This window comes from Algibacter sp. (assembly GCF_029245835.1).
In the GTDB taxonomy this organism is placed as follows: Bacteria; Bacteroidota; Bacteroidia; order Flavobacteriales; family Flavobacteriaceae; genus Algibacter_B.
Window position 1 is genome coordinate 1 of record NZ_JAQWOO010000034.1, and the last position, 23,699, is coordinate 23,699.

The 23,699-nt window shown below is 33.0% G+C and carries 23 protein-coding genes; 10 read left to right on the forward strand and 13 right to left on the reverse strand.

What is annotated here, in order from left to right; all coding sequences use genetic code 11:
• Nucleotides 1–174 precede the first annotated feature (174 nt).
• Genes P8K68_RS05815 through P8K68_RS05835 form a run of 5 tightly spaced genes read left to right on the forward strand, consistent with a single transcriptional unit; the run spans nt 175 to nt 4,845 of the window.
• Entirely contained in the window at nt 175–1,287 is a 1,113-nt protein-coding gene (locus P8K68_RS05815) for a DUF2891 domain-containing protein (protein ID WP_300248752.1), read from the forward strand.
• On the forward strand, nt 1,284–2,519 hold the full coding sequence (locus tag P8K68_RS05820; RefSeq protein WP_300248753.1) for an Nramp family divalent metal transporter: 1,236 nt from the start codon (nt 1,284–1,286) through the stop codon (nt 2,517–2,519). The genes P8K68_RS05815 and P8K68_RS05820 overlap by 4 nt, the downstream gene beginning before the upstream one ends.
• Entirely contained in the window at nt 2,516–3,256 is a 741-nt protein-coding gene (gene pxpA / locus P8K68_RS05825; RefSeq protein ID WP_300248754.1) for a 5-oxoprolinase subunit PxpA, read from the forward strand. The genes P8K68_RS05820 and pxpA overlap by 4 nt, the downstream gene beginning before the upstream one ends.
• A gap of 7 nt (nt 3,257–3,263) precedes the next feature.
• Nucleotides 3,264–3,998: a 5-oxoprolinase subunit PxpB gene (pxpB, locus tag P8K68_RS05830; protein WP_300248755.1), complete on the forward strand. Its 735-nt coding sequence runs from the start codon at nt 3,264–3,266 to the stop codon at nt 3,996–3,998.
• Complete coding sequence (locus P8K68_RS05835) at nt 3,991–4,845, forward strand: biotin-dependent carboxyltransferase family protein (RefSeq protein ID WP_300248756.1); 855 nt, start codon at nt 3,991–3,993, stop codon at nt 4,843–4,845. Before pxpB ends, P8K68_RS05835 begins: the two co-directional genes overlap by 8 nt.
• On the opposite strand, the gene deoD is transcribed toward P8K68_RS05835, so the two are convergent.
• The 3 genes from deoD to deoC (P8K68_RS05850) all read right to left on the reverse strand — a co-directional run bounded on the left by deoD (nt 4,828) and on the right by deoC (P8K68_RS05850) (nt 7,233).
• Nucleotides 4,828–5,529, reverse strand: coding sequence for a purine-nucleoside phosphorylase (gene deoD, locus P8K68_RS05840; protein WP_300248757.1), 702 nt, complete (start codon nt 5,527–5,529; stop codon nt 4,828–4,830). The genes P8K68_RS05835 and deoD overlap by 18 nt on opposite strands.
• Before the next feature lie 11 nt (nt 5,530–5,540).
• On the reverse strand, nt 5,541–6,206 hold the full coding sequence (gene deoC, locus P8K68_RS05845) for a deoxyribose-phosphate aldolase (protein ID WP_300248758.1): 666 nt from the start codon (nt 6,204–6,206) through the stop codon (nt 5,541–5,543).
• Nucleotides 6,207–6,495: 289 nt separating this feature from the next.
• Nucleotides 6,496–7,233 carry a deoxyribose-phosphate aldolase gene (deoC, locus tag P8K68_RS05850; protein WP_300248759.1) on the reverse strand — a complete coding sequence of 246 codons (738 nt, stop codon included), beginning with the start codon at nt 7,231–7,233 and terminating at the stop codon, nt 6,496–6,498.
• Nucleotides 7,234–7,543: 310 nt separating this feature from the next.
• Here deoC (P8K68_RS05850) and P8K68_RS05855 point away from each other — a divergent pair, with 310 nt between their 5' ends.
• Nucleotides 7,544–8,437: an IS982 family transposase gene (locus P8K68_RS05855; RefSeq protein ID WP_300248760.1), complete on the forward strand. Its 894-nt coding sequence runs from the start codon at nt 7,544–7,546 to the stop codon at nt 8,435–8,437.
• A 240-nt stretch (nt 8,438–8,677) separates the two neighbouring features.
• Here P8K68_RS05855 and P8K68_RS05860 read toward each other — a convergent pair whose 3' ends face one another.
• Entirely contained in the window at nt 8,678–9,622 is a 945-nt protein-coding gene (locus P8K68_RS05860) for a nicotinic acid mononucleotide adenyltransferase (RefSeq protein ID WP_300248761.1), read from the reverse strand.
• 131 nt (nt 9,623–9,753) lie between these two features.
• Here P8K68_RS05860 and P8K68_RS05865 point away from each other — a divergent pair, with 131 nt between their 5' ends.
• Both P8K68_RS05865 and P8K68_RS05870 read left to right on the forward strand, forming a co-directional pair.
• Nucleotides 9,754–10,755 carry an NAD(P)H-dependent glycerol-3-phosphate dehydrogenase gene (locus P8K68_RS05865; RefSeq protein WP_300248762.1) on the forward strand — a complete coding sequence of 334 codons (1,002 nt, stop codon included), beginning with the start codon at nt 9,754–9,756 and terminating at the stop codon, nt 10,753–10,755.
• A 329-nt stretch (nt 10,756–11,084) separates the two neighbouring features.
• Entirely contained in the window at nt 11,085–11,447 is a 363-nt protein-coding gene (locus P8K68_RS05870) for a DUF559 domain-containing protein (protein WP_300248763.1), read from the forward strand.
• Nucleotides 11,448–11,625: 178 nt separating this feature from the next.
• On the opposite strand, the gene P8K68_RS05875 is transcribed toward P8K68_RS05870, so the two are convergent.
• From P8K68_RS05875 to P8K68_RS05885, 3 genes are all read right to left on the reverse strand, one after another.
• Nucleotides 11,626–12,021: a hypothetical protein gene (locus tag P8K68_RS05875; protein ID WP_300248764.1), complete on the reverse strand. Its 396-nt coding sequence runs from the start codon at nt 12,019–12,021 to the stop codon at nt 11,626–11,628.
• A gap of 53 nt (nt 12,022–12,074) precedes the next feature.
• Nucleotides 12,075–13,094 (reverse strand): phenylalanine--tRNA ligase subunit alpha, encoded by a 1,020-nt coding sequence (pheS, locus tag P8K68_RS05880; protein ID WP_300248765.1) that lies wholly within the window; start codon nt 13,092–13,094, stop codon nt 12,075–12,077.
• 248 nt (nt 13,095–13,342) lie between these two features.
• The gene (locus tag P8K68_RS05885; RefSeq protein ID WP_300248766.1) at nt 13,343–13,699 is read right to left on the reverse strand and encodes a hypothetical protein; all 357 of its coding nucleotides are present in this window, start codon (nt 13,697–13,699) and stop codon (nt 13,343–13,345) included.
• 118 nt (nt 13,700–13,817) lie between these two features.
• Here P8K68_RS05885 and P8K68_RS05890 point away from each other — a divergent pair, with 118 nt between their 5' ends.
• Nucleotides 13,818–14,330: a CvpA family protein gene (locus tag P8K68_RS05890; RefSeq protein ID WP_300248767.1), complete on the forward strand. Its 513-nt coding sequence runs from the start codon at nt 13,818–13,820 to the stop codon at nt 14,328–14,330.
• Here P8K68_RS05890 and P8K68_RS05895 read toward each other — a convergent pair.
• A complete protein-coding gene (locus P8K68_RS05895) occupies nt 14,327–15,253 on the reverse strand; it encodes a LysR family transcriptional regulator (RefSeq protein WP_300248768.1) in 927 nt (308 codons plus the stop codon). The genes P8K68_RS05890 and P8K68_RS05895 overlap by 4 nt on opposite strands.
• A 91-nt stretch (nt 15,254–15,344) precedes the next feature.
• On the opposite strand from P8K68_RS05895, the gene P8K68_RS05900 reads away from it, so the two are divergent.
• Nucleotides 15,345–16,313, forward strand: a complete 969-nt coding sequence (locus tag P8K68_RS05900; RefSeq protein ID WP_300248769.1) for a sodium-dependent bicarbonate transport family permease — start codon at nt 15,345–15,347, stop codon at nt 16,311–16,313.
• A gap of 38 nt (nt 16,314–16,351) precedes the next feature.
• Here P8K68_RS05900 and can read toward each other — a convergent pair whose 3' ends face one another.
• The 5 genes from can to P8K68_RS05925 form a co-directional block, all read right to left on the reverse strand.
• Complete coding sequence (gene can, locus P8K68_RS05905) at nt 16,352–16,993, reverse strand: carbonate dehydratase (RefSeq protein WP_300248770.1); 642 nt, start codon at nt 16,991–16,993, stop codon at nt 16,352–16,354.
• 19 nt (nt 16,994–17,012) lie between these two features.
• Nucleotides 17,013–18,875, reverse strand: a complete 1,863-nt coding sequence (locus tag P8K68_RS05910) for a SulP family inorganic anion transporter (protein ID WP_300248771.1) — start codon at nt 18,873–18,875, stop codon at nt 17,013–17,015.
• Nucleotides 18,876–19,031: 156 nt separating this feature from the next.
• Nucleotides 19,032–19,571 (reverse strand): universal stress protein, encoded by a 540-nt coding sequence (locus tag P8K68_RS05915; RefSeq protein WP_300248772.1) that lies wholly within the window; start codon nt 19,569–19,571, stop codon nt 19,032–19,034.
• Between the two features lie 14 nt (nt 19,572–19,585).
• Entirely contained in the window at nt 19,586–21,946 is a 2,361-nt protein-coding gene (locus tag P8K68_RS05920) for a DUF2309 domain-containing protein (protein WP_300248773.1), read from the reverse strand.
• 3 nt (nt 21,947–21,949) lie between these two features.
• A complete protein-coding gene (locus tag P8K68_RS05925; RefSeq protein WP_300248774.1) occupies nt 21,950–23,395 on the reverse strand; it encodes a proton-conducting transporter membrane subunit in 1,446 nt (481 codons plus the stop codon).
• Nucleotides 23,396–23,699 lie beyond the last annotated feature (304 nt).

The following is a 23,699-nucleotide window of genomic DNA, read 5'->3' on the forward strand; positions in this document are numbered from 1 at the left end:
CACGATGTGCTTTAAAGTGAGCGATACAAGAAGCTTCACTATCAAAATTTGCTGTAAAACTGAAGATATTCATATGGTGGAATTTTTAGCTAATTTATGAATAAATTTTTAATTGTGATATATTACGGATATTCATTAAAAATATTTAAGGTAATTATTTTATATTTTTATAAGATGAAAAAAGTTATAAACGTTTTAGTTGTATTGCTTGCTTTTAGCTGTAACAACTCAAAAGATGAAAAAAACGAGTTGGAACAAACCAAACCTATTGAGATTGTTAAAGTTCCTATTTTAAACATAGAGCAAGCTAATAAACTAGCCAATTTACCACTAGATTGCATAAACACAGAATACCCAAACCGCTTGTCGCAAACTTTAGGCGGTGAGGCGGACTTGAAAGCGCCTACTGAATTACATCCTGCATTTTATGGCTGTTTTGATTGGCATTCATCCGTCCATGGGCATTGGAGTTTAGTAAGTTTATTAAAGTCGTTTCCAAATCTGGCGCATGCTGAAGCTATTAAACAAAAATTGCTCAATAATATTTCAAAAGAAAATATTGAAGCTGAGGTTGCTTATTTCTATGGAAAGCATAACACATCGTATGAACGCACATATGGTTGGGCGTGGTTATTAAAACTAGCCGAAGCATTGCATACATGGGATGATGAAACGGCAAGACAATTAGAAACTAATTTGCAACCCTTAACAGATTTGATTATTGAAAAATATATTGAATTCCTTCCTAAATTAAATTACCCGCTTCGCGTGGGAACACATACAAATACTGCCTTTGGCTTATCATTTTCTTATGATTATGCAGAAACACTAAACCATGAGGCATTAAAATCTGCAATCCAATCGCGCGCGATGTTTTTCTATTCAAAAGATAAAAATGGTCCCATGTCTTGGGAGCCTAGTGGCAGTGATTTTCTATCGCCCTGCTTAGAAGAAGCTGCCTTAATGAAACGATTATTGCCTGTTGAAGATTTTAGGGTTTGGTTAAATGATTTTCTTCCACAATTAAAAGACAAACATTATGATTTGGAAGTAGGTGTTGTTTCTGATAGAACTGATGGTCATCTAGTGCATTTGGATGGTGTTAATTTTTCTAGAGCATGGAGTTTAAATAAAATTTCTGAAGATTTGCCAGAGTATAAGCATCTTAGGAGTATCGCAAATAAGCACGTCAATTATTCACTACCGAGTATTTTTGGAGATAGCTACGAGGGAGGACATTGGCTAGGAAGTTTTGCTATTTATGCCTTGAACTCAATTAAAGAATGATTAAAAATTGGTTAAAAAATATAGGTCCAGGTCCCTTAGTAGCAGCAGCTTTTATTGGTCCAGGTACCGTTACCATGTGCACTATTGCAGGAATAGGTTTTGGCTATGCTTTACTTTGGGCTATGGTGCTTTCTATCGTGGCGACAATGGTGCTTCAGGAAATAGCGGCGAGGTTAGGGATTATTACTCAAAAAGGACTGTCTGAAATTATTAGAACAGAGATTAATAATCCTATTTTAAAAGGACTTACCGTAATTTTAATTTTATCTGCCATAGTTATTGGTAACGCCGCATATGAAGCCGGTAATATTTTAGGAGGCGTTTTAGGACTAGAAACCTTGGTTGCTAATCCCACTTTACATTTAGTAGGATTTACTTTTAATGGTTTTAGTATTCTTATTGGTGCATTGGCTTTTGGATTGCTTTTTATTGGTAATTATAAAGTATTGGAACGCGTTTTAGTTGCGCTCGTTATACTTATGAGTATTGCTTTTTTTATAACAGCTATTTTGACTAAACCTGATCTCTATGCTATTTTAAGAGGGGCTTTTATACCTAGTTTTCCTGATGGTAGTCTGTTAATTATCACTGGATTAATTGGGACAACGGTTGTACCCTATAATTTGTTTTTACATGCCGCATTGGTAAAGGAAAAATGGCATAAAAAAAGTGATTTAACTTTTGCTAGAAAAGACACGGTTATCGCCGTTCTTTTAGGAGGATTAGTATCTATGTGTATCATAGTTTCGGCCACAACCATTCAATCTCAAGACATATTAAATGGGGCAGATTTAGCCAAAGGATTAGAACCCCTTTTTGGTAGTTTTTCAAAATATTTTATGGCTATAGGTCTATTTGCAGCTGGTGTAACCAGTGCTATTACTGCACCTTTAGCAGCAGCTTATGTGGCTTGTGGTTGTTTGGGATGGAAATCAAATTTAAAATCAACAAAGTTTAGAGGTGTTTGGATGTTTATTTTAATTTTAGGGGTTGTCTTTTCGTCTTTAAATATTAAGCCTATTGAAATTATTAAATTTGCTCAAGTTGCAAATGGTGTTTTATTGCCCGTTATTGCTACAGTATTAATTTGGGTCATGAATAAGTCTTCAATTCTTGGTGTTTATAAAAATAGTACCAAGCAGAATATTTTAGGATGTCTTATCTTAGTGGTTACTATAATACTTTCAATTGTTACAATTAATAAGGTTTTTGGATTAAATATTTTACAGTGAATAATTATATTATAGATATTAATGTGGATACAGGCGAGATGGTTGGTAATGAATCTCAGCTTATGCCTTATATGTCCTCATGTAATATTGCTTGTGGTGGTCATGTAGGAGATAAGGAAACCATGCGTTCTGTAGTGAAATTAGCAAAACAACATAGTGTTAAAATTGGAGCGCATCCGTCGTTTCCAGACAAAGATAATTTCGGACGAATAGTTATGGATATGTCCTGTGTAACCCTTTATACATCGATAAAAAATCAAATTAAAGATTTAATTTCGATTCTAGATGAAGAGCATGTACCACTTCATCATATAAAACCTCATGGCGCACTATATAATTTAGCTGCAGTTGATGAAAAAGCGGCTCATGTTATTGTAGAGGTTGTAAAAGCCCTAAGAGTTCCAGTAGAATTGTATGTGCCTTTTAAATCTGTTATTGCAGATGTAGCTATTCAAAACAATATCCAAATTATGTACGAGGCTTTTGCAGATAGAAATTATAATGATGATTTAACACTTGTTTCTAGAAGTGAAGAAAATGCCTTAATCACTAATTCAGAATTGATGTTCGAACATGTTTATAACATGATTTTAAATAAAGAAGTTAAAACCATTTCAGGTAAATCTATTCCCATTAAAGCGAAAACATTTTGTGTACATGGTGATGGTCCAGATGCGGTTAATTTACTCTCGAATTTGGTGAGTCGATTGAAAAATAAAGGTATAAAAATCCGATGATTTAAAATTGACTTTTTCACTCACATATAAGCTTTATGGCGAGCGTTCCATTTTAATTGAATGGCCTTCTTTTATTCAAGACGACATTCTATTTGATTTACTTCATTTCAAAGATTTAATTCATTTAAATGGATTAAAACATATAAAAGAAATTCGATCTGCTTACAATTCATTACTGGTGGTTTATGATAAAAAATTAAGGGCTTATGATGAAGAAATTAAGGTTTTAAATGCTATTTATAAAACAACGAGTATTTCAAAGAAAACATATAACTCTCGATTATGGAAAATTCCCGTTTGTTATGATGCGCAATTTGCTTTTGATATTGAGGCGCTATCTAAATCAAAAAAAATTCCAATAGATGAGATTATTAAGAGGCATACAAACGTTATTTATAGAGTTTGTTTTATTGGTTTTTTGCCTGGGTTTTTATATTTAAGTGGTTTACATGAGACGTTATTTACTCCTAGAAAAGCGACACCGCGTTTAAAAGTTGAAAAGGGTGCGGTTGCCATTGGAGGCAATCAAACAGGTATCTATCCTATTGAAAGTCCTGGTGGTTGGCACGTTATTGGAAATTCTCCAATTCCGTTTTTTAATCCGAAACAAGATTCGCCATGTTTCGCAAAAGCAGGAGATCAAGTTCAGTTTTATTCTATTGATATTGAAGCGTATAATCACATTAAAAATTTAGTTAAAAACAACACATATGTATTAGAAAGCGAGGGAATTAATGGTTGACGTATTGCAGGCAGGTTTTTATTCAAGTATTCAAGATTTAGGACGATATGGGTTTCAGGATTATGGTGTACCGTATTCTGGCGTTATGGATGAACAAGCTGCTACAATTGCTAATTTGCTTTTAGGAAATAATACTAAAGATGCCGTTCTAGAAATGACCATTATAGGAGCTAAATTAAAGTTTGAGTGCGACACCTTAATTTGTTTGTCTGGGGCGTATATGAATCCTCAATTGAATAAAAAACCTATAAAAAATAATAAGGTTTTTAAAGTGCATAGTGGTGATGTTTTGTCTTTTGGAAAACTAGAAAGTGGATGTCGTTGTTATTTGTCGGTTTTAGGTGGTTTTAAAACTGAAAAAGTTATGGAAAGCAGAAGTATGTATCAGCATATTACTGCACAATCTACAATTCGAAAAGGTGATAAATTAGCTATAGAACCTTCTAGTTTAAAGCATGAAAGACATTATTCCAATCTTAGAATTAATAGTTCTTATCTATTAAATTCAACATTAAACGTCCTTAAAGGTCCAGAGTTTGAAAAGCTTTCTATTAAACAACAAGAACAGGTATTGAACACAAACTTCACCATTTCAAAATTAAATAACAGAATGGCTTATCAACTTGAATCGCCTATTGAAAATAGTTTAGAAAGTATCATTACTTCTCCTGTATTGCCCGGAACTGTGCAATTAACCCCTTCAGGCAAGCTTATTGTATTAATGCGAGATTGTCAAACAACTGGCGGTTACCCAAGAGTTATGCAATTAACCAAATCTGCTTTAAATGTGTTAGGGCAAAAGTTTGTGGGACAGACTGTGAAATTTAATCTAATCTCCAAGTTCTAAAGCAATTTCTATCATGTCTTTAAAGGTCGTTTCGCGTTCTTTTGGTGTGGTTCTTTCGCCTGTAACTAAAGAGTCAGAAATAGTCAAAATAGTTAAGGCGCGAACATTATGTTTGGCTGCGATAGTATATAAACCAGCAGTTTCCATTTCTACACAAAGTACTCCAAATTTCGACCATTTTTTATAGGATTCAAAATCGTCTGCATAAAACTCATCAGAAGTAAAAACATTACCAGCTTTTAAAGGGATATTCTTCTTTTTTGCCGTTTCAACAGCTTTTTGAAATAATTCAAAATCTGCTGTTGGTGCATAATCTGCACCGCCAAAACGAAGTTCGTTAACCCCAGAATTGGAAGACGCCGCCATGGCTAGAACAATATCTCTAATTTTTATATGCTTTTGGTAGGATCCAGAACTACCCACTCTAATTAGGTTTTTTACGCCATAATCTGTTATAAGTTCATGAGCATAAATAGATATAGAGGGCACACCCATACCTGTTCCCATAACCGAAATACGCTTTCCTTTATATGTTCCGGTATAGCCTAACATACCTCTAACTTCATTAAAACAAACTGGGTTTTCAAAAAAAGTTTCTGCAATCCATTTGGCTCTTAAAGGATCACCTGGAAGTAAAATAGTTTCTGCAATTTCACCTTTTTTGGCTTCAATATGAATGCTCATAATTCTAAATATTAATACGTTGAATTTGATTGTTTGCCCTTAATTATAGCGATTCCTGAAGAAGTGCCTAATCGGCTCACCCCTAAATTAATATATGCTAAGGCCGTTTTTTGGTCTCTAATACCTCCAGATGCTTTTATTTTTAAGCAATCTTTACATACACTTTTCATTAATTTGACGTCGTTTATAGTAGCCCCTCCAGTGCCAAATCCAGTAGATGTTTTAATAAAATCAGCACCGCTTTGTATAGCTAATTCACTGGCTTTAATAATTTCAAATTCATCTAATAAACACGTTTCTAAAATAACTTTCAAAATGTTATTAGGTAATTGTTGTTTAACGGCTTCAATATCTTTCCAAACAGCATCAAAGTCTTTACTTTTTAGAAATCCTACATTAATAACCATGTCGATTTCATCTGCTCCATCACTCAAGGCTTGTTTAGTTTCCTCTACTTTAGCATGGGTACTTGCAGCACCCAATGGAAAACCAACTACAGTACAGATTTTAACCTCACAATTTTTTAACTGTGCTTTTGCTAGAGCAACATAAGAACTGTTTATGCAAACTGAATAAAAATGATGTTCCTTAGCTTCATCACATAGCTTTATAATATCTTGTTTTGTGGCATTGGGCTTCAAAAGCGTGTGATCTATATATCGATTTAATAATTTCATGGATAATATAGTTTTGATTATTGTTAAAATAAGGACTTTTAGAGTTTATAAATATTTTGCTAAAATGCATATTATTACCATTTGTAAACTATGACTTTCATCAGTTTAAAGGTGTAATAAGTTTTTCTAATATAAAAAAACAAATTAGTGAATTTCTTTATGAGTGGCAAATGCGATTAGTAGTCTTAAGATACTTAACTTTTAGAAGCTTGTTATAATGAAAAAGCTGAATAAAATTATTTAATTTTATTCAGCTTTTAAGACTTAAGGTAACTAAAAATATCGTTAGTTAGGTATTTTTTTCAACCTCTTTCGTATTTGAACTTTTGGTATTTAAAACGGTTTCAATATAATCTTTATAAATCTTAGTGTTTCTTATTTGCCTGCTATTTTTTTTAGATTTCATAGGAACTGAAGTACCTATTCTTTCTGCACCTGCATCTATATATTTTAAAGCAGTATCCAAATCGATAATCCCACCAGAAGCTTTAATTCTGGCTCTACCACGTACCGTTTTCTTAATGATTTTAACGGCTGTTAATGTAGCACCATTTTTAGAGAAACCAGTTGAGGTTTTAATAAAATCTGTCCTAGCATCTAAACATATTTCACAGGCTTTTATAATTTCATTTTTATTTAATTCCGAAATTTCAAGAATAACCTTTAAAGGCGTTTTTCCTATGGCTAATTTTACATCGCTAATATCTTTTAAAACCGAGACGTGATTTCTACTTTTTAAATAGCCAAGGTTAATAACCATATCAATTTCGTCAGCACCATCTTCAATAGCTTTTTCAGCTTCAAATACTTTAGCTTCTGTTGACATGCTTCCTAATGGAAATCCAACAACAGTACATACTTTAACTTTTGAATCTTCTAATAATTGTTTTGCCAAAGCGACATAACAACTACTAATGCAAACGCTATAAAAGCCATTTTCTTTAGCTTTATCACATAATTCAATAATCTCTCCTTCTGTAGTAGTTGGTTTTAATAATGTATAGTCTATGTATTTGGATATATCCATGTATTTAAGTAGGTGTTTTTTGTTAAAGATTTAATTCTTTAGGAATAAAAAAAAAAATCAGATTCTGTTTATTAAATGTATAGTTTGGGGCATACATTTATGCTAAATTATCAATTAATATGAATAATCCCATATAAAAAAGCTGATTTTAGATTAACGGTAACCCATATTAACTAATAACTAGATATATGGTAAAAAAGTCTATTTACCTGAGTTCGATTAATATTTAGATAAGTTTTAATAGTAAAAAAGATAGATTTTTAGTAAATTAAAGTACTGAAATTCAATTTATTAATCTAAAAACCTATCTATGTTTTGTTACTCTAAAATTACAGATTTATTTTGTGTTATTGATGAATTTTGTAAGGAATATGACCAAATTGTTGATAAAGCACTACTGGGAAACAATCCCAAGCGACCGCCAACCATGTCAAAAAGTGAAGTCCTGACCATTTCTGTCCTTTTTCACTTAGGGGGTTTCAGGACTTTCAAGCACTTTTACATTTACTACGTTCAGAAACATATGAAAAAGGAATTCCCAGAGACGGTTTCCTATAACCGATTTACAGAACTTATGCAGTCTAACCTAATGCCAATGGTCATGTTCTTAAAGACCTGCTGTTTAGGGAAATGCACGGGTATTTCTTTCATAGACTCTACACCTGTAAGAGTTTGTAAAAACAAGCGTATCAATCGAAACAAAGTATTTAAAGGTATTGCCAATACAGGGAAATCCACCATGGGCTGGTTTCACGGATTTAAGCTCCATATCATCATTAATGACAAAGGAGAGATCTTGAACTTTACCATTACACAGGCCAGCGAAGATGATAGGGCACCTTTAAAACAAGAACGCTTTTTAGACAAAATATTTGGCAAACTCTTTGCCGACAAAGGCTATCTGGGCAAAGAACTCGCAAAGCTACTGTTTGTTGACGGTGTTCAGCTTATCACGCATATCAGGAATAACATGAAAAACTGCTTGATGACCATATCTGATAAAATACTACTTAGAAAACGCTCTGTCATTGAGACTGTAAATGATGAACTCAAAAATATTTGCCAAATAGAACACTCTAGACACAGAAGCTTTGGGAACTTTCTTAGCAACCTGATTTCAGGGCTTATCGCATATAGCTTCTTGCCTAAAAAACCGTCTATTAAATTTCAAACTATAAATTCCAATCAAGTTTGCCTGTTTTAATAATCGAACTCAGGTAAATATGTTTTTTCAACTACAAATACTTTATCACCAGCATTTTTCATGAATGAAAATAATCCCATCTTGCATCTATGTTTTAATGGCTAATATTTTTAAGACACTAAAACACATATTAGTCACAAAAAAAATACAAAAAAAGAAACCGCTTAAAGCAAGACGCTTTAAACGGTTTCTAAACTAAATAACCAACCAAAATTATTAGTGAAATTTCACTTTATTTAATTAAACCTTTCGTTTATTTACTCTAGGGTTTGTAACTTTATCTTTTCTATGTTTACGCAATTTATCAGTCTGTACTTTTACCTTTTTAGATTTATCTTCAGATTTTAAATACTGTATGTATCCTCTGCCTTCAAATTCATAAACCGTTTCAGATGCAGGATGAAATAACTCTATCTTGCTGTCATTTATAACGCTCAATTCAAAAAACTCATTGCCCAAGTAATCATAATCTAATGTTAAAATTTTCAAGAGCTCATTTCCATTAATATCATCTACACCATAAACCCCTGTGTAATCCCAATACAAATTGTTTGTTCTAGTTCCGTTACCGTCTTGAGAGCTTCTAAATTCTGAGTCATTTCCGCCGGCTAAAAACTGTAAGTAGTTTTCATTATCAAATTCATTTATAGCGCCAAACTCACTAGTATATGTTTTTTCCCATGCCTCATATTCTTGTAAGAAGTAATGAATATTATCATAGAATACAAAGTCGTAGTCAAAATTATTACGTTGGTAACCATCTAAAAAATATGAGGTATCATTATTTGGGTTGTATAATTCAATCGTGTTGTAATCTACTTCATAAACATCAAAAGTTGAAAAACCATCAATATCATGCTGCACATCTAAAATCATATTATACGCATCATATTCACCAATATCAATCCCAAATCCATTACCATTTGCACCTAATCCAGCTATATTATTATTTGCATAAACCACACCATTTCTAAACGAAATAGTGAAAGCCTTTTGTAAAAAAGGAGTTTCTCCATAACCAACAGTACTATTAATATCAACATACCAAATCTCATGAGTGTTTAATAATTGATTTACTGTAAGTCCTGGCACATCATTAAAATCATCTACTATAACTTCAGTATAACAAGAAGTGAAAAGAGTCGCTATTAAAGCAAAACTTGAAAGTATTTTTATAGTCTTCATAATATAACATTTTAGGGTTCTTGTTTATAGAGATTCAAAACGCGTGCCAAAAAACAAACAGCTTGTCTTTCAATGCTTTAAAATGACTAATATTTTACGTATTTTTGAAGTAATAAAGACAATGTTATATCATGGATAAACCTTTAAAATATGCGGTTTTTGGTGCAGGAAGTTGGGCAACAGCTATTGTGAAAATGCTTTGTGAAAACTTAGATGAAATTGGTTGGTATATGCGAAGTGTTTATACCAAAGAACATTTATTGAGAGAGCAGCACAACCCTAATTATTTAAGCTCGGTTGAGTTTAATTTAAAGCAGTTAAAACTTAGTAATGATATTAATGAAATAGCCGAATATGCTGATGTTTTAATCTTTGTAATTCCTTCTGCCTTTATTCATAGTGAGTTAGAAAAACTAACCGTAGATATTTCAAATAAAACCATTGTCTCTGCTGTTAAAGGCATTATGCCAGAAACAGGGCTTTTAGTAGGCGAGCATTTTCATGAAACTTACAAAATTCCTTATGATAATATAGCTGTTATAGCTGGTCCTTGTCATGCAGAAGAGGTTGCTCTTGAGCGTTTATCTTATTTAACCATTTCATGTTCTGATAGCGAAAAGGCCGAAACTATTGCCAATTCTTTATCTAGCGATTATATTAAAACCAAAACTAGTGATGATATTATTGGTATTGAATATGCCGTAATGCTTAAAAATATTTACGCTATAGCAGCAGGAATAGCACATGGTTTGGGCTATGGTGATAATTTTCAAAGCGTACTTATGAGTAATGCTATACGCGAAATGAAACGCTTTATAAAAAAACGTCATAAAATGAAGCGCAACATTAATAATTCCGCTTATTTAGGCGATTTATTGGTAACAGGTTACTCGGTATTTTCAAGAAATAGAATGTTTGGAAATATGATTGGCAAAGGCTATACCGTAAAATCAGCTCAAATGGAAATGAGTATGATTGCAGAAGGGTATTATGCCACGAAAAGTGCTCATTTACTTCATGAAAAAAGTGCAAAAAAAGCACAAATTCCCATTATTAATGCGGTTTATGAGATTCTATACGAAAATAAAAACCCTAAAAAGGTATTTAAGAAATTGACGGAAAAGTTAGATTAAAAAAGCCTCCTTTAAGGTCTGCAAAGTAAGAGAACACACAACTCAATAAAACTTCTAAATCAATCATTTATTTTTGGCGATAACACTCCTAAGTGTCTGGATATAAAGCTTTAAGTTGTGAGTTCTAATGCAAATCCACTTTGTTAAAAAAACCACCTCGTCTTTAATATTGAAGGATTAAAATAATTGCTTTCGATTAATAAAATAACTGATTATATTGTATTTTAACTAAAAACTTAAATTGGAACATGAACATAAATCCTTCCCTTTTTTAAGGGAAGGTGGATTTGATTTCCCTTAAAGAAATCAAAGACGGAAGGGTTTAAAACATGAAAAATATCCATAATCATAAATATTTAGAAGCGCGCAGAAAAGAACTCCGAAAAAATTTAACTTCAGCTGAAGCTACTTTATGGAAACACCTTCAAAGAAAACAATTAAGTAGTCGTAAATTTAGAAGACAGCACAGTATAGAAAACTTTATAGTAGATTTTTACTGCCCTAAAGAAAAAATTATTATCGAACTAGATGGCGCATATCATTTAGACTTCGCCCAACAAAATTATGATTTAGAACGAACAAATAGATTAGAAACCTTAGGTTTTAAAGTTATAAGATTTGAGAACAAATTAGTTTTTGAAGATCTTGAATTTGTATTAGAAGAAATAAGTTCGCATTTTGAAATTTTGTAAAAAACCATCTTGTTTAAAAAACCACCTCGTCTTTAATCCAATTACTTTCGATTAATATAAAAAGATAATTATATTGTATTTTAACTAAAATATTAAATTGGACCGTGAACATAAATCCTTCCCTTTCAAGGGAAGGTGGATTTGATTTCTTTAAGGGAAATCAAAGACGGAAGGGTACTTACTTCACCAAAACCCCTTTAGCTTCCATTAAAGGAATAGCTTGTAAAGCTTTTAAATTAATGGTGTTTTTTCTGAATAAATAGGTTTTATCAAACATAGCATTACCTTCAAAAAAAGACACTTTAAAGGTGTTATTGAGCGCAAATAATTCCTCTTGCATCAACTCAATCTTGGCATAACTTTTTTTTGGGAGTGTATCTAACTTTTTTCTAAAAACTGAAGTTGTCTTGTTTTTGGAATAGCCACTTGTAACAATCAAAATCATATCCAAATCAACATCTTTGTTGTTAATGATGTAGGCATTCCAATCTTGAGTTTTATAAACAGCGTTGTATTCGTTTACTATGGCAATGTAAACGTCTTCTACTTTTGGGATAATGATATCAGCTTTCATAATAAACTAAGAAATTCAATTGGAAAGATTCCTACCTTCGCAGGAATGAAAAACTACAAAGCAGATTTAAACTGCTCTAAAAATCTAACATCATTTTCACTCAATAAACGGATATCACCAATTTGATGTAATAACATAGCAATACGGTCTATACCCATACCAAAAGCAAAACCTGAGTATTCTTTAGAATCTATACCGCAGTTTTCTAATACGTTAGGGTCTACCATACCACAACCCATAATTTCTAACCAACCTGTACCTTTAGTAATACGGTAGTCAATTTCGGTTTCTAAACCCCAATACACATCTACCTCAGCACTTGGTTCTGTAAACGGGAAGTATGATGGACGTAAACGTATTTTAGATTTTCCAAACATTTCAGTAGTGAAATGTTGCAGTGTTTGTTTTAAATCTGCGAAACTTACATCTTTATCAATATACAAGCCCTCCACTTGATGGAAAAAACAGTGCGAACGTGCTGAAATAGCTTCGTTTCTATAAACTCTACCTGGAGAAATGGTTCTAATAGGTGGCTTATTGTTTTCCATGTAACGTACTTGTACCGAACTGGTGTGTGTACGCAATAATATATCTGGGTTTGTTTGAATAAAAAAGGTATCCTGCATATCTCGTGCTGGATGGTATTCTGGTAAGTTTAATGCTGTAAAATTATGCCAATCATCTTCAATTTCTGGACCTTCACTAACGTTAAAACCTATACGTGAAAAAATATCGATAATTTGATTTTTTACAATAGAAATAGGATGACGCGCACCGATTTGAACAGGCTCGCCTGGGCGAGATAAATCGCCATAAACGCCTTTTACTTCTTCTTTGCTTTCTAACTCTTCTTTTAAAGCGTTTACCTTATCTTCAGCCGTTTTTTTAAGGGTATTTATGGTTTGACCAAATTCCTTTTTTTGGTCGTTTGCTACATTTTTAAACTCCGCAAAAAAATCGTTTAATAATCCTTTTTTACCTAGATATTTTATACGAAATGCTTCTACCTCTTCTTTGGTTTCGGCTTTAAAAGCTTCAGCTTCTGTTATGAGTTGGTTTATCTTATCTATCATGAGATCCTTAAAATGATGGCAAATTTAATCAAAATATTGTCATTAGGAGGCGGAAACGACGAAGTAATCTGTCAAAAAATAAACAGATTGCCACAGCAACTCAAAAATTTGGTTCGCAATGACTTAGGAGAGTCGTTTCTGCGTTAGGGATTAAGGTATTGTTGAAGCTCTTTTTGTGTTGTTGCACCTATGCAACACAAAAAAGCGACTACCGAAAGCCCGACCCTTGTGGTAACGCCCAAATTACTTTAATTGATATATTCGGTTTCTAAAAAGTAGTTTACTATGGCTTCTTTCATTAAAACACTTTGCTCGCCTGCTTTTAAATGGGGTAAAGCTTCTAGCGTTTTAAAATGTGGCCAGCCTTCATCATCTACAAAATCGAGTTCGTAATAGCCATAAGGTGTAAGTAGCTTACAAATAGCTATATGCATAAGGTCTAGTTTTTGGTCTTTTTTAAATGCTCTTTCTAACTGACCTAACTCCTGCACGCCAATGAGGTATATAATGGCATCAAGATCTAAAGTGTCTCCATCTGCAAATTGATTGGATAGTTTTTTTACTACCGATTCCCAACGGGCTTTTAATTCTTCGTCTCTTGCCATTAAAGTTATTATAATTATAATGAGATCCAGATATTAAATCGGGATGAGTTCAACTAATTTTAAAGCAGCAAAGTTAATAAACCTAAGTGTTAGTATATTTGTTTAAATTTTTTTATTTATGGGTATTATAGATATTGTTTTAGGTGCGTTAATTTTATTTGGGCTTGTTCGTGGGTTGATGAAGGGGCTTTTTGTAGAAGTTGCCTCTTTAGTTGCTTTGGTTGCGGGTGTTTATGGCGCTATTCATTTTAGCAATTTTGTCGCCGAATTTTTGCAAACTAGAACAGAGTGGAATGAGAAAACCATTAACATTACTGCTTTTGCTATAACCTTTGTAATCATTGTTTTAGCTATTGGGATTGCTGGAAAAGCATTGACTAAATTAGCCAATTTTGCTGCTTTAGGAATTATAAATAAGCTCGCTGGAGGTGTTTTTGGAGCCTTGAAAATTGCCTTAATTTTAAGTGTGGTTTTAAATGTTTTTGATAAACTGAATAATACTATTACACTTTTGGATGAGGATACCAAACAGGAATCTGTACTTTATACACATGTAAAATCTTTGGTGCCAATGATTTTTCCGAATATATTAGAGAATACGGAAGATGATGCTTCTAAAACTAACGATTAATAGACTTCCATCCACTTAAAAAATTCGTTATAAACCTGATCTTTTTCTTGTCTTACATAATCTAAAAAGGCCAATGCTACTGGTGATAAACTTTTCTTTTTAAGCCAAATGAGTTTCCATGTAGATTCTAAGGGTAGGCCTTTTACAGGAATAATTTTTAATTCATTTTGTGATAGTTCATTTTTGATACTTAAAAGCGATACAATGGACATTCCTATATCTGCAACCACAGCTTGTTTTATAGCTTCGTTGGTAGTTAATTCTAATTTTATTTTAGGTTTTATAGCTTCCTCGGTAAAAAACTGTTGCATGGTAAAGCGTGTCCCAGAACCTTCCTCTCTGTAAATTAAGGGGATTCTATTGAATATAGATTTATCTTCAATTTTTTTAATATTTAAATCATGACTTGATGCAGCAACCAAGTGAAGTTGATTGGTCATAATAGGTTCTTCATTCAAATCTAAGTGTCTTGGACTTACAGTTACTAAAGAGAAATCGACTTCGTTTTGCTCTAAATCTTTTATAACATTGGTTTTATTTGATACATCCAATACCAAATCAATTTGTGGGTGTTTTTTTAAAAAACCCTTTAAAAAATAAGGCATTACGTAGTTACCTGTTGATACTACTGAAATTCTTAATTTTCCAGACAACAGCCCTTTAAAAGATTCTGTTTTATAGGCTATGGCGCCTACTTTGTTAAGAATAGATTCTGCTGTTTCATAAATTTCCATTCCAAAAGTGGTAACATATAGCTGCCTTCCAATCACTTCTGTAAGTGGAATATCGAACTGGTCTTGAAAATTTTTTAGTTGAATTGATGCCGCTGGTTGGGTCATATTTAACTCTTCGGCAGCTTTAGTGATGCTTTTGTTTTGAACAATAACACTAAAGACTTTTAATTGGTGCAATGTAAAATTCATAAAAAATATTAATACTTGTAATAACAAATTTAAATAAAAATATATGAATGAGGTGATATAAATTTGCGCGGAATTAAAAATAACCAACCACATGAATATAGATGTACTTATTAGCAACTTAACCAACCCCGTACTTTTGTTCTTTATACTAGGGATATTAGCAACAGTCTTAAAAAGTGATTTAAAAATTCCTGAAAACTCCTCGAAATTTATTTCTCTCTATTTATTGTTTGCCATTGGATTTAAGGGCGGGCAAGAATTATCACACAGCGAATTTAATTCTGAAATTTTATACTCGATAATATTTGCTATACTGCTATCAAGCCTAGTTCCTATTTACACATTTTTTGCTTTAAAGAAAAAGGTGGGTGTCCCTAATGCTGGAGCTATTGCTGCTGCTTACGGGTCGGTAAGTGCTGTAACTTTCGTAACTGCGGTTTCGTTTTTAGAAAACCAAGGTATTAGCTTTGGAGGTCATATGGTGGCTATTATGGCTATTATGGAATCTCCGGCAATTATAGTTGGAGTTATTTTAATTATGCTTTATGATGCTGGAAAAAAGAGTGAAGAAAAAAAATCAATGGGTTCTCTAATAAAACACTCTTTAACAGGTGGTAGTGTTTTAATGCTTATTGGAAGTTTGGTTATTGGATTAGTTGCCGACGCCACTCAGGCCAGAGGTATTGAGCCTTTTACAACAGATATTTTTAAAGGCTTTTTATCGCTGTTTTTACTAGAAATGGGAATGGTAACAGCAAGGCGAATCAAAGGATTTAAGCAGTATGGTTTCTTTTTGTTTGCCTTCGGAATTGTTGTGCCATTAATCAACGGATTAATAGTAGCCTATTTAAGTGGGTTTATAACAGATAGTGAAGGCAATAGGTTATTGTTTGCTATACTAGGTGCTGGGGCTTCTTACATTGCTGTACCTGCCACCATGAAGCTTGCAGAACCAAGGGCTGATGCAGGTATTTATATTCCTATGGCTCTCGGAATAACATTTCCGTTCAATATCACTCTAGGATTGCCTATTTATTACGCTTTTATTCAAATGACCTAAAGCTAAATCTAAAAAATGTTGCTTTTTTATAGAAAATACTAATCTAAATCTAACGTGAAAATATCATCAAGATGTGCGGCACTGTCCATAGAAACTCTTAAATCTTTTATAAGACCGTCATTCAAACCGTACACCCAACCGTGTATTTCTAAACCCGTGTCGTCTTTCCAAGCTTGCTGCACAATAGATGTTTTTGCTAAATCGTATACTTGTGCAATTACGTTTAACTCAACCAGTCTGTCAAAACGTTTTCTATCATCAGGTATTTTTTTAAGCTCTGTATAGTTGTCTTTATAAACTTCTTTTATATTTCTTATCCACTTATTAATCAAACCTAACGATTTATTCTGCATCGCAGCTTGTACACCTCCGCATCCATAATGCCCGCAAACAATAACGTGTTTTACTTTTAGATGATTTACAGCATAATCTAACACACTTAACATATTCATATCGGTATGTACCACCATATTTGCAATATTTCTATGCACAAAAATTTCCCCAGGAAGAGTCCCTGTTATTTGATTTGCTGGCACTCTACTATCGGCACATCCAATCCATAAAACTGGTGGTTTTTGACCTTTAGATAATTCCTCAAAATAGGATGGGTTATTTTCAATCTTCGCTTGTACCCAATCCTTATTATTTTCCAATAGCTGATGATAATATGTATTTTTCATAATTCTGTATTTTTTATGATTAATATTCGTCTTTTACATTAACTACAACCCATTTCATACACGCTTCAAAATCTTTAAAAATATGTTCATTTGGTATAAAATCTGGAATAATATCAATCCGTTCCATCATATAACGCGGTTGTTTTTGTAAACCTACAAATAATACTTCAACATTATTCTTTTTTAAATCCTGAAGCATATCCTCTATGGCATATAAACCAGACTGATCCATATAATGCATACGAATTAATCTTAAAATAACAATTTTGGCAGTATCTGGTATTTGGGCCGTAAGTTGCTGAAAATCGCTAGTAGAACCAAAAAACAAAGGCCCTTTTAAGTGTTTTATAAATACCTCTTCTTTTAAGTTTGAAGGAAATGCTCCTTCATCTGCCCAAGCCTCTTCCTTGAGAGGTTTTACAATAGAACGTTCTGCTGTTAAATCTCCAATCTTTTTCATAAACATCAATGAGGCTATTATTAAACCAATGCCTACAGCATAAACCAAGTTCCAAAATGTAGAGAGTAATAATACAATCAACATAATTAAAACTTCCATACTAAATTTAATTGGACCAATTTTAACATCTTTTGGTAAATTAGGAATGGCTTTTAAGCCCTTATAGTCCATAACGCCAATACCTACTGTAATTAATATTCCTGCTAATACTGCTGCAGGAATTTGAGAAGCAATCGGTCCTAATCCTAAAAGAATAATTAATAACATGATACCAGCAATCATCCCTGAAAGTTTTGTTTTCCCACCAGACGTAATATTCACAACTGTTCTTATTGTTGCTCCAGCCCCCGGAATACCACCAAAAATTGCAGCAATACTATTACCTATACCTTGACCCACTAATTCTTTATTTGGTTTATGTTTAGTTTTGGTCATGTTATCTGCCACCACACTTGTAAGCAATGAATCTATAGCTCCTAAAAGCGCTAAAGTTAATGCTGTAAAAACATAAGGTGTTATACTCGTTATACTAAAACTCGTAAAAATCTCTAGGTTGGGAATTGGCAAGCCACTTGGAATTTCTTCAATAGGTCTGTAATTTAACCCGAAACCCACAGCGATTCCCGACATGACTACCAATGCTACCAAAGTACTAGGCACGGCTTTTGTAATTCTCTTAAATCCATAAATAATCAAGATAGTTCCCAACGCTAAAATTAACTCCAGCCAGTTTATATTTTGTAGCGCCTTTGGAATGGCCTTAATAGCACCTAAAGCACCCGCAGTTTCTTTCGCCGCCAAAGTTTGAGATTCCTTTAAAATATCTGCTTGTGAAATTTCTTGCGCACGATTAATGGTTTCCTTAAAATTTTCAAGTACTAAAATCCCTTCTCCAGCTTCTTCTTTCAATATGTTTTCTAAAATGACTTCTTCTGCTTGCGGCTTAAACGTCTCAACAAACACCATATCTTCTTTTGGATAATAACCCAATGATGGTAAAATTTGTGTTAGCAAAATAATAACTCCAATGGCCGTCATAAAACCAGAAACTACGGGGTAAGGAATATATCTTATATATTTTCCTAGCCCTAAAATACCTAAACCAATTTGCATTAAACCAGCTAACAAAAATACGGTAAGAATAACAGGTAATGCTTTTGAAACATCACCATCATTTGAAGCAATAATACCTGCAATAACTATCATACTTACAGCAGTCATTGGTGCTGTAGGTCCAGAAATTTGGGTGTTTGTGCCACCAAAAAGTGCTGCAAAGAAACTTATAAAAATAGCACCATAAAGACCCGCTGTAGGACCTAAGCCTGAGGACACACCAAAGGCTAGCGCTAATGGCAATGCAACAATACCAGCTGTAATTCCTCCAAAGGCATCACCTTTTATATTAGAGAATAAATTCTTCATATTTTTATATATAATATTCACCGAAGTTAACTTAATTTTTAAAATATTAAAAATCGAGACTACAACTTTATTTAGAAATTAACTAAAACAGCAACACCTCCATAACATAATTTCTATGTACATGAAGGTGTTGAAAAATAATTTGAAAAACTTAATCTAAGCCATCAATTCTTTTTTAGGTTTTATATTATAATTAGCTATACTATTTTTTAGTCCTAAATTATCTAAAGACACTTTACCTCTAGAATCAAAAATATTTTTATCTGTAGCTACAAAAACAACACCGGCATAATTTTTATGAACTAAACGGGTTATGTTATCTCCAAGGAAATTGAATCTTTTCTGCTTTCTTTCTCCAAGAATAATGATATCTGGTTGAGACGTATTTATGCAATTTTGGATTTCATTTTTAACATTCCCAAACGCAAAAGTTCTCTTAATTTTAATATTATTTTCTTTTGAAATTGGGGTCACTAAATCTTTTATTTTTTTATCTGTTTGATTACCAACATCAGTTATTAATCGTATGGCAGATAACGGGTTTTCTATTTGTGCAACCTCTATTGCGGATTTCACATAAAAGAACTCAACATTCGCATCAATCTCCTTAGATAATTTAGCAGCATAGCTTAACGCTTGAACTGACTTTTCTTTTAAATCTGAAAGCACTAATATTTTATACTTGTTGTTTTTCATAACAATTTTTTAGATTAATAAACATTTACTCTCGAGCTTTTAATGTTGTCGAGGTGATTTGAAACTTCTGGGTGCCAATTAAAATTTTTGGTATAGGTTCTAATCGTGTTTGAGTCACTACTCGCATCCATTACTTTTAAATACATCCATTCATTATCTAGTAACATTTGAATATGTTTGTTGTCTCTAATTATAGATTCTACGCGCTCCAATGGCGCATGAATAATTGTTGTTAATCGTAGTGGTTGATGATACATTTCGGTATCCGAAGATTTTAAAGACTGCAATGGTAATCCCATTTTCAAGTCGCCTCCATTACCTTGAACCACTCCAAAATGCCCTGTAACATTATGTGTTATTTTAGAGCCTCCTCCAAATTTATTATTATCTACTGTACTAAAGTAATAGTGATTATTAATCCACTGAGTCACTACCATTGGGCCTCCCATAATACCTGCTAAAGCTTTGCCTTCAGGATCTAACTTCCAATTGTATGAGTGCATAAAACATCTTCCATCTAAATTATTTGATGCTGTTAGTTTTCTAGAACCTACAATAAAAGCGGCATTTTTAGCTAAGCCCCATTCTGGTCTTGTTTCTCCCCAGTTGATAGATTTAGATTCTGCCAATGCTACACTTCCAGAAGTAACACCTAATCGCTCTGAAGTGGCGGTTTCTTGAGCTTTTTTGAGGTTTTCTTTTAATACGTTTATTTTATCATGAAACGTTTCTGGCACTTGACTATCAAACAATACAATATCATCAGTAGTTGTATTATGTTCTGCACCGATAAACACTGTGTTTTCAGGAATTTGTATGTTGTGTGTTTCTGCTAAAATGGCTCGTACAGCTTTTTCATTAGCCAGAGATGCTAATAATCTGGCGTTATGTCTCCCTGGGTTTGCAGCACATGCGCCACAATCCAAGCTAGATCCAAATGGATTATTTGCCGTTTTGCTTCCATGACCAACAAACAACACTAGTGGCGCAAAATGTTTCCATCCCATCAAATCGAATCCAGATTTTACAATAGCTACTTTTTCTTTAAGGGCTATGGTATTGTGCTTATCATCGTTATAAGTGATTTGTGGTTCACAAAAAGACTCATAATCAGGCTTGTTGCTGTTTTTAACTTTTAAAAATGCTTTCGGTACAATCGATCGTGCAATAAGCGATACGCCATAAAATGCGCCTGAACCTTCAACAAAGCCGAAAGATGATGGTAGCATATTTTTTAATCGTTTTAGGATAAGATTTTTAGATTTCTCTACCTTTTTATTCTGCTTAAAGGCAGCGTCTTTATTAGATACATGTTCAACTGGACGTTCTGAAATCTTATAAGGCGACCCAACAATTGGAGGACACGACTTTATGCTTATGTCTTCTTCATAGTGTTGATAATCTGCAGCAATCCCAAAGAATCCTGCATAACCAAAAGTTTCATGATTTCCTGAAGCTTCAACATGTCTTCGGATTAATTCTGATCGTGTATCAATACAAAATACCATTTGAGCATCTGGTAATTCTACTTCTGCTTTCAAGTTTTCATTAGAACTACTTTCTGCTAAAATTGATGTTAATCTATTTTGGAAGGTCTTTTCCCAAGCTCTTAACCAAAGTTGTTGTAAGTCTTCATTCAAAGATTTTTCAATCTTTTTTTCTGAAACTTCTAAGGGAAACCCTAAGTGATTTGCAATAGTTAATCTTACTGCTAAATAATCTTCAATAGATATAGGAAATTGTTGTTGCCAAACAGAATTAGTATTTACACGATGTTTTATGTAACCCGTCCATCCTGGTAACGCTGAAAGGTGTGCAGAAAACACGTTGTTGTAATTTCTAATATGGTGTGCGCTTAAAACTTGTTCTAAAGTTTCAATACTGGTTTCTGGCAGGTGTTTTAAACTTGGACTTCCAATGTCTTTATCATAACTTGCTAGTGCTTTCCAAGCTTTAAAAAACCCTTTTTCTTTATTTGGCATTTGCCATTCAGCCATACCTTCATCCATAAAAGCAGCCAACCACTTCGTCATAATAACGTCCAATTTTGACTGTTCCGGTTTTGGCTTATTATCGGCAACTTCCATTTGTTTTAAGTACACTTCTGGAGTTTCAAAATATTCGGCTTCTTTTAAAAATTCATCTAAAGTGGCTCTATCAATATCATTGTTTTTTAAAGCAGTTCTGTAAACAGAAGCGCTAGGATATGATTTCGATTTTAAATAATATTCAGCTTCCTTTACAGCATCTTCAAAAGGTAACTTCTCATAACCAGATAAGGGGTTTGAAGCCACAAAAGAATATAAAGGCCATGTGGTTCCTATGCGTTGCGAAGCGGCTTCTAAACTTAAAAGTATTTGTTCTCTCTTTTTCATAACTTATTTGGTTTTAAAGGAAACTACTGATTTATTTAAGGGTTGAGATATGTTCATTAACTTAACATAGAGCCATGGAATTTTTCTGTAAACTCCAGACAACATGATGTGAAATGCGACTAAGAAAACGATACCAAAAATGATGTGTACTGGTGTTAAAGCAATAGCTACATTAGCCATTGGCATATCATACATTAATAAGGTTACACCATTAAAAACTAGTGCATACACTCCAATTCCAACAATTATTAATAGTGGTGTAATAATTCCTTTTTTTAGTGCTGAAATATTAGCGTGGTTGATGATGTTGTAAACCACTTGCCCAACAGTTATGGCAACTATAAATGTTAAGAATAATCCGCTGTCTAAGCCTAAACCTTTTCCTGTTATTAGTCCAAAAAGTAATCCTCCTAAAATAGCTGAAACAGTAATTACAAGAGCTTGTAGCGGTTTAATAACCATTTTTGCTGATGGTTTTGGCAGTGAATTTTTAACCTCTTCTCCTGCGGATAAGAATAAATACGCTTTATAAAAACCATGAAGTATTAGGTGTGTAATAGCTGCTGTGAAAAACCCTAATCCGCATTGCATAACCATAAAGCTCATTTGAGCTATTGTAGAACATGCCAATTTTTGTTTCACATTAACCTGAAGTAATTTACTAAACTGAGCTACAATGGCGGTTACTCCACCTATTATAAAAATGAGTAATAAAACATTTGCTTCAAAGAATAAAGGAGCAAAAAGGGTTAAAAGTATACCTGCCCCGTTTACAAATCCCGCATGCATAAGTGCTGATGCTGGTGTTGGAGCGGTCATAGCTGATAGTAACCATCTGTGAAAGGGGAAAATTGCGGATTGAATTATCGCTGCAACAATTATAAACAGTGAAGCGAGTGTTAGGATCCACTTTGGACTACTTGCCAAATTCGATAAGATATTTGTTCTAGTGAAGCTATCTGTTGAAAATGCCAATAGTGCTATACCTATTGTGAAAAATAAAACCCCTCCAAAATAATTACTTCTGGCAAATTTTGATGCATGCTGTGCTTCTTTCCAATCTGAATCAATTCCAATGAGTTTTGACATAATTAATCCCATTAAGAACCAAAATAGAACTAGTAGCACGACATGATTTGAGATTACAAATAGCATGACTGATAATGAAAATGCAAGACAAAGCAATAAAAAGCTTTTCTTCTTCTTAAAACCTTTCATGTAATTTGACGAATACATTTGAATGATTGCGGTAAAAAATGACACGACCGTCCAAATAACAATACTGAACCCGTTAATTTGAATTAAGTTTTCGTAAGTCCAAGAAGGAAATTCAGAAAAATAAAAAATTAATAAATATGCATTAATCAAAAACATACCCCAAGTAAGTGGGATTAATATTTTTGATAGTAGCGATTTGCTGTTTAGCTGACTAAGATGATTACTTTCCATAATAAATAAAAATCGTTTTTGGTTGTTTAAATAATTTGAGCCTATTATCTCATATCACGCTGCAAATTTTAAAAAAATATTTCATGTGTTTTTATTTATATATTAAATGCAAAACATAAATAATTTTTATAATACTAAGTAGGCACTTGGTTTAATTGAGATCACAAAAAAGAGGTCGTCTAAAAACAATTTAGGCGATCTTTTTATTTTTGGTCATTTAGGTTTTATTTTGACGCTCTTTGTTTTAATAGTAAATAATAATGTTGTTAAAATAGAGCAAAGCGATTTCTATATCGCCAAACTC

What these genes read in the sequence shown, in the direction of transcription:
- P8K68_RS05820 (WP_300248753.1), top strand. Translation starts at nt 1,284, where the DNA reads ATGATTAAAAATTGGTTAAAAAATATAGGTCCAGGTCCCTTAGTAGCA.
- deoC (WP_300248758.1), bottom strand. Translation starts at nt 6,206, where the DNA reads ATGAAATTATTAAATCGATATATAGATCACACGCTTTTGAAGCCCAAT.
- deoD (WP_300248757.1), bottom strand. Translation starts at nt 5,529, where the DNA reads ATGAGCATTCATATTGAAGCCAAAAAAGGTGAAATTGCAGAAACTATT.
- P8K68_RS05895 (WP_300248768.1), bottom strand. Translation starts at nt 15,253, where the DNA reads ATGAATTTTACATTGCACCAATTAAAAGTCTTTAGTGTTATTGTTCAA.
- P8K68_RS05815 (WP_300248752.1), top strand. Translation starts at nt 175, where the DNA reads ATGAAAAAAGTTATAAACGTTTTAGTTGTATTGCTTGCTTTTAGCTGT.
- P8K68_RS05875 (WP_300248764.1), bottom strand. Translation starts at nt 12,021, where the DNA reads ATGAAAGCTGATATCATTATCCCAAAAGTAGAAGACGTTTACATTGCC.
- P8K68_RS05870 (WP_300248763.1), top strand. Translation starts at nt 11,085, where the DNA reads ATGAAAAATATCCATAATCATAAATATTTAGAAGCGCGCAGAAAAGAA.
- P8K68_RS05855 (WP_300248760.1), top strand. Translation starts at nt 7,544, where the DNA reads ATGTTTTGTTACTCTAAAATTACAGATTTATTTTGTGTTATTGATGAA.
- P8K68_RS05865 (WP_300248762.1), top strand. Translation starts at nt 9,754, where the DNA reads ATGGATAAACCTTTAAAATATGCGGTTTTTGGTGCAGGAAGTTGGGCA.
- pheS (WP_300248765.1), bottom strand. Translation starts at nt 13,094, where the DNA reads ATGATAGATAAGATAAACCAACTCATAACAGAAGCTGAAGCTTTTAAA.
- P8K68_RS05915 (WP_300248772.1), bottom strand. Translation starts at nt 19,571, where the DNA reads ATGAAAAACAACAAGTATAAAATATTAGTGCTTTCAGATTTAAAAGAA.
- P8K68_RS05925 (WP_300248774.1), bottom strand. Translation starts at nt 23,395, where the DNA reads ATGGAAAGTAATCATCTTAGTCAGCTAAACAGCAAATCGCTACTATCA.
- P8K68_RS05885 (WP_300248766.1), bottom strand. Translation starts at nt 13,699, where the DNA reads ATGGCAAGAGACGAAGAATTAAAAGCCCGTTGGGAATCGGTAGTAAAA.
- P8K68_RS05890 (WP_300248767.1), top strand. Translation starts at nt 13,818, where the DNA reads ATGGGTATTATAGATATTGTTTTAGGTGCGTTAATTTTATTTGGGCTT.
- P8K68_RS05910 (WP_300248771.1), bottom strand. Translation starts at nt 18,875, where the DNA reads ATGAAGAATTTATTCTCTAATATAAAAGGTGATGCCTTTGGAGGAATT.
- P8K68_RS05900 (WP_300248769.1), top strand. Translation starts at nt 15,345, where the DNA reads ATGAATATAGATGTACTTATTAGCAACTTAACCAACCCCGTACTTTTG.
- P8K68_RS05860 (WP_300248761.1), bottom strand. Translation starts at nt 9,622, where the DNA reads ATGAAGACTATAAAAATACTTTCAAGTTTTGCTTTAATAGCGACTCTT.
- P8K68_RS05835 (WP_300248756.1), top strand. Translation starts at nt 3,991, where the DNA reads ATGGTTGACGTATTGCAGGCAGGTTTTTATTCAAGTATTCAAGATTTA.
- deoC (WP_300248759.1), bottom strand. Translation starts at nt 7,233, where the DNA reads ATGGATATATCCAAATACATAGACTATACATTATTAAAACCAACTACT.
- can (WP_300248770.1), bottom strand. Translation starts at nt 16,993, where the DNA reads ATGAAAAATACATATTATCATCAGCTATTGGAAAATAATAAGGATTGG.
- P8K68_RS05920 (WP_300248773.1), bottom strand. Translation starts at nt 21,946, where the DNA reads ATGAAAAAGAGAGAACAAATACTTTTAAGTTTAGAAGCCGCTTCGCAA.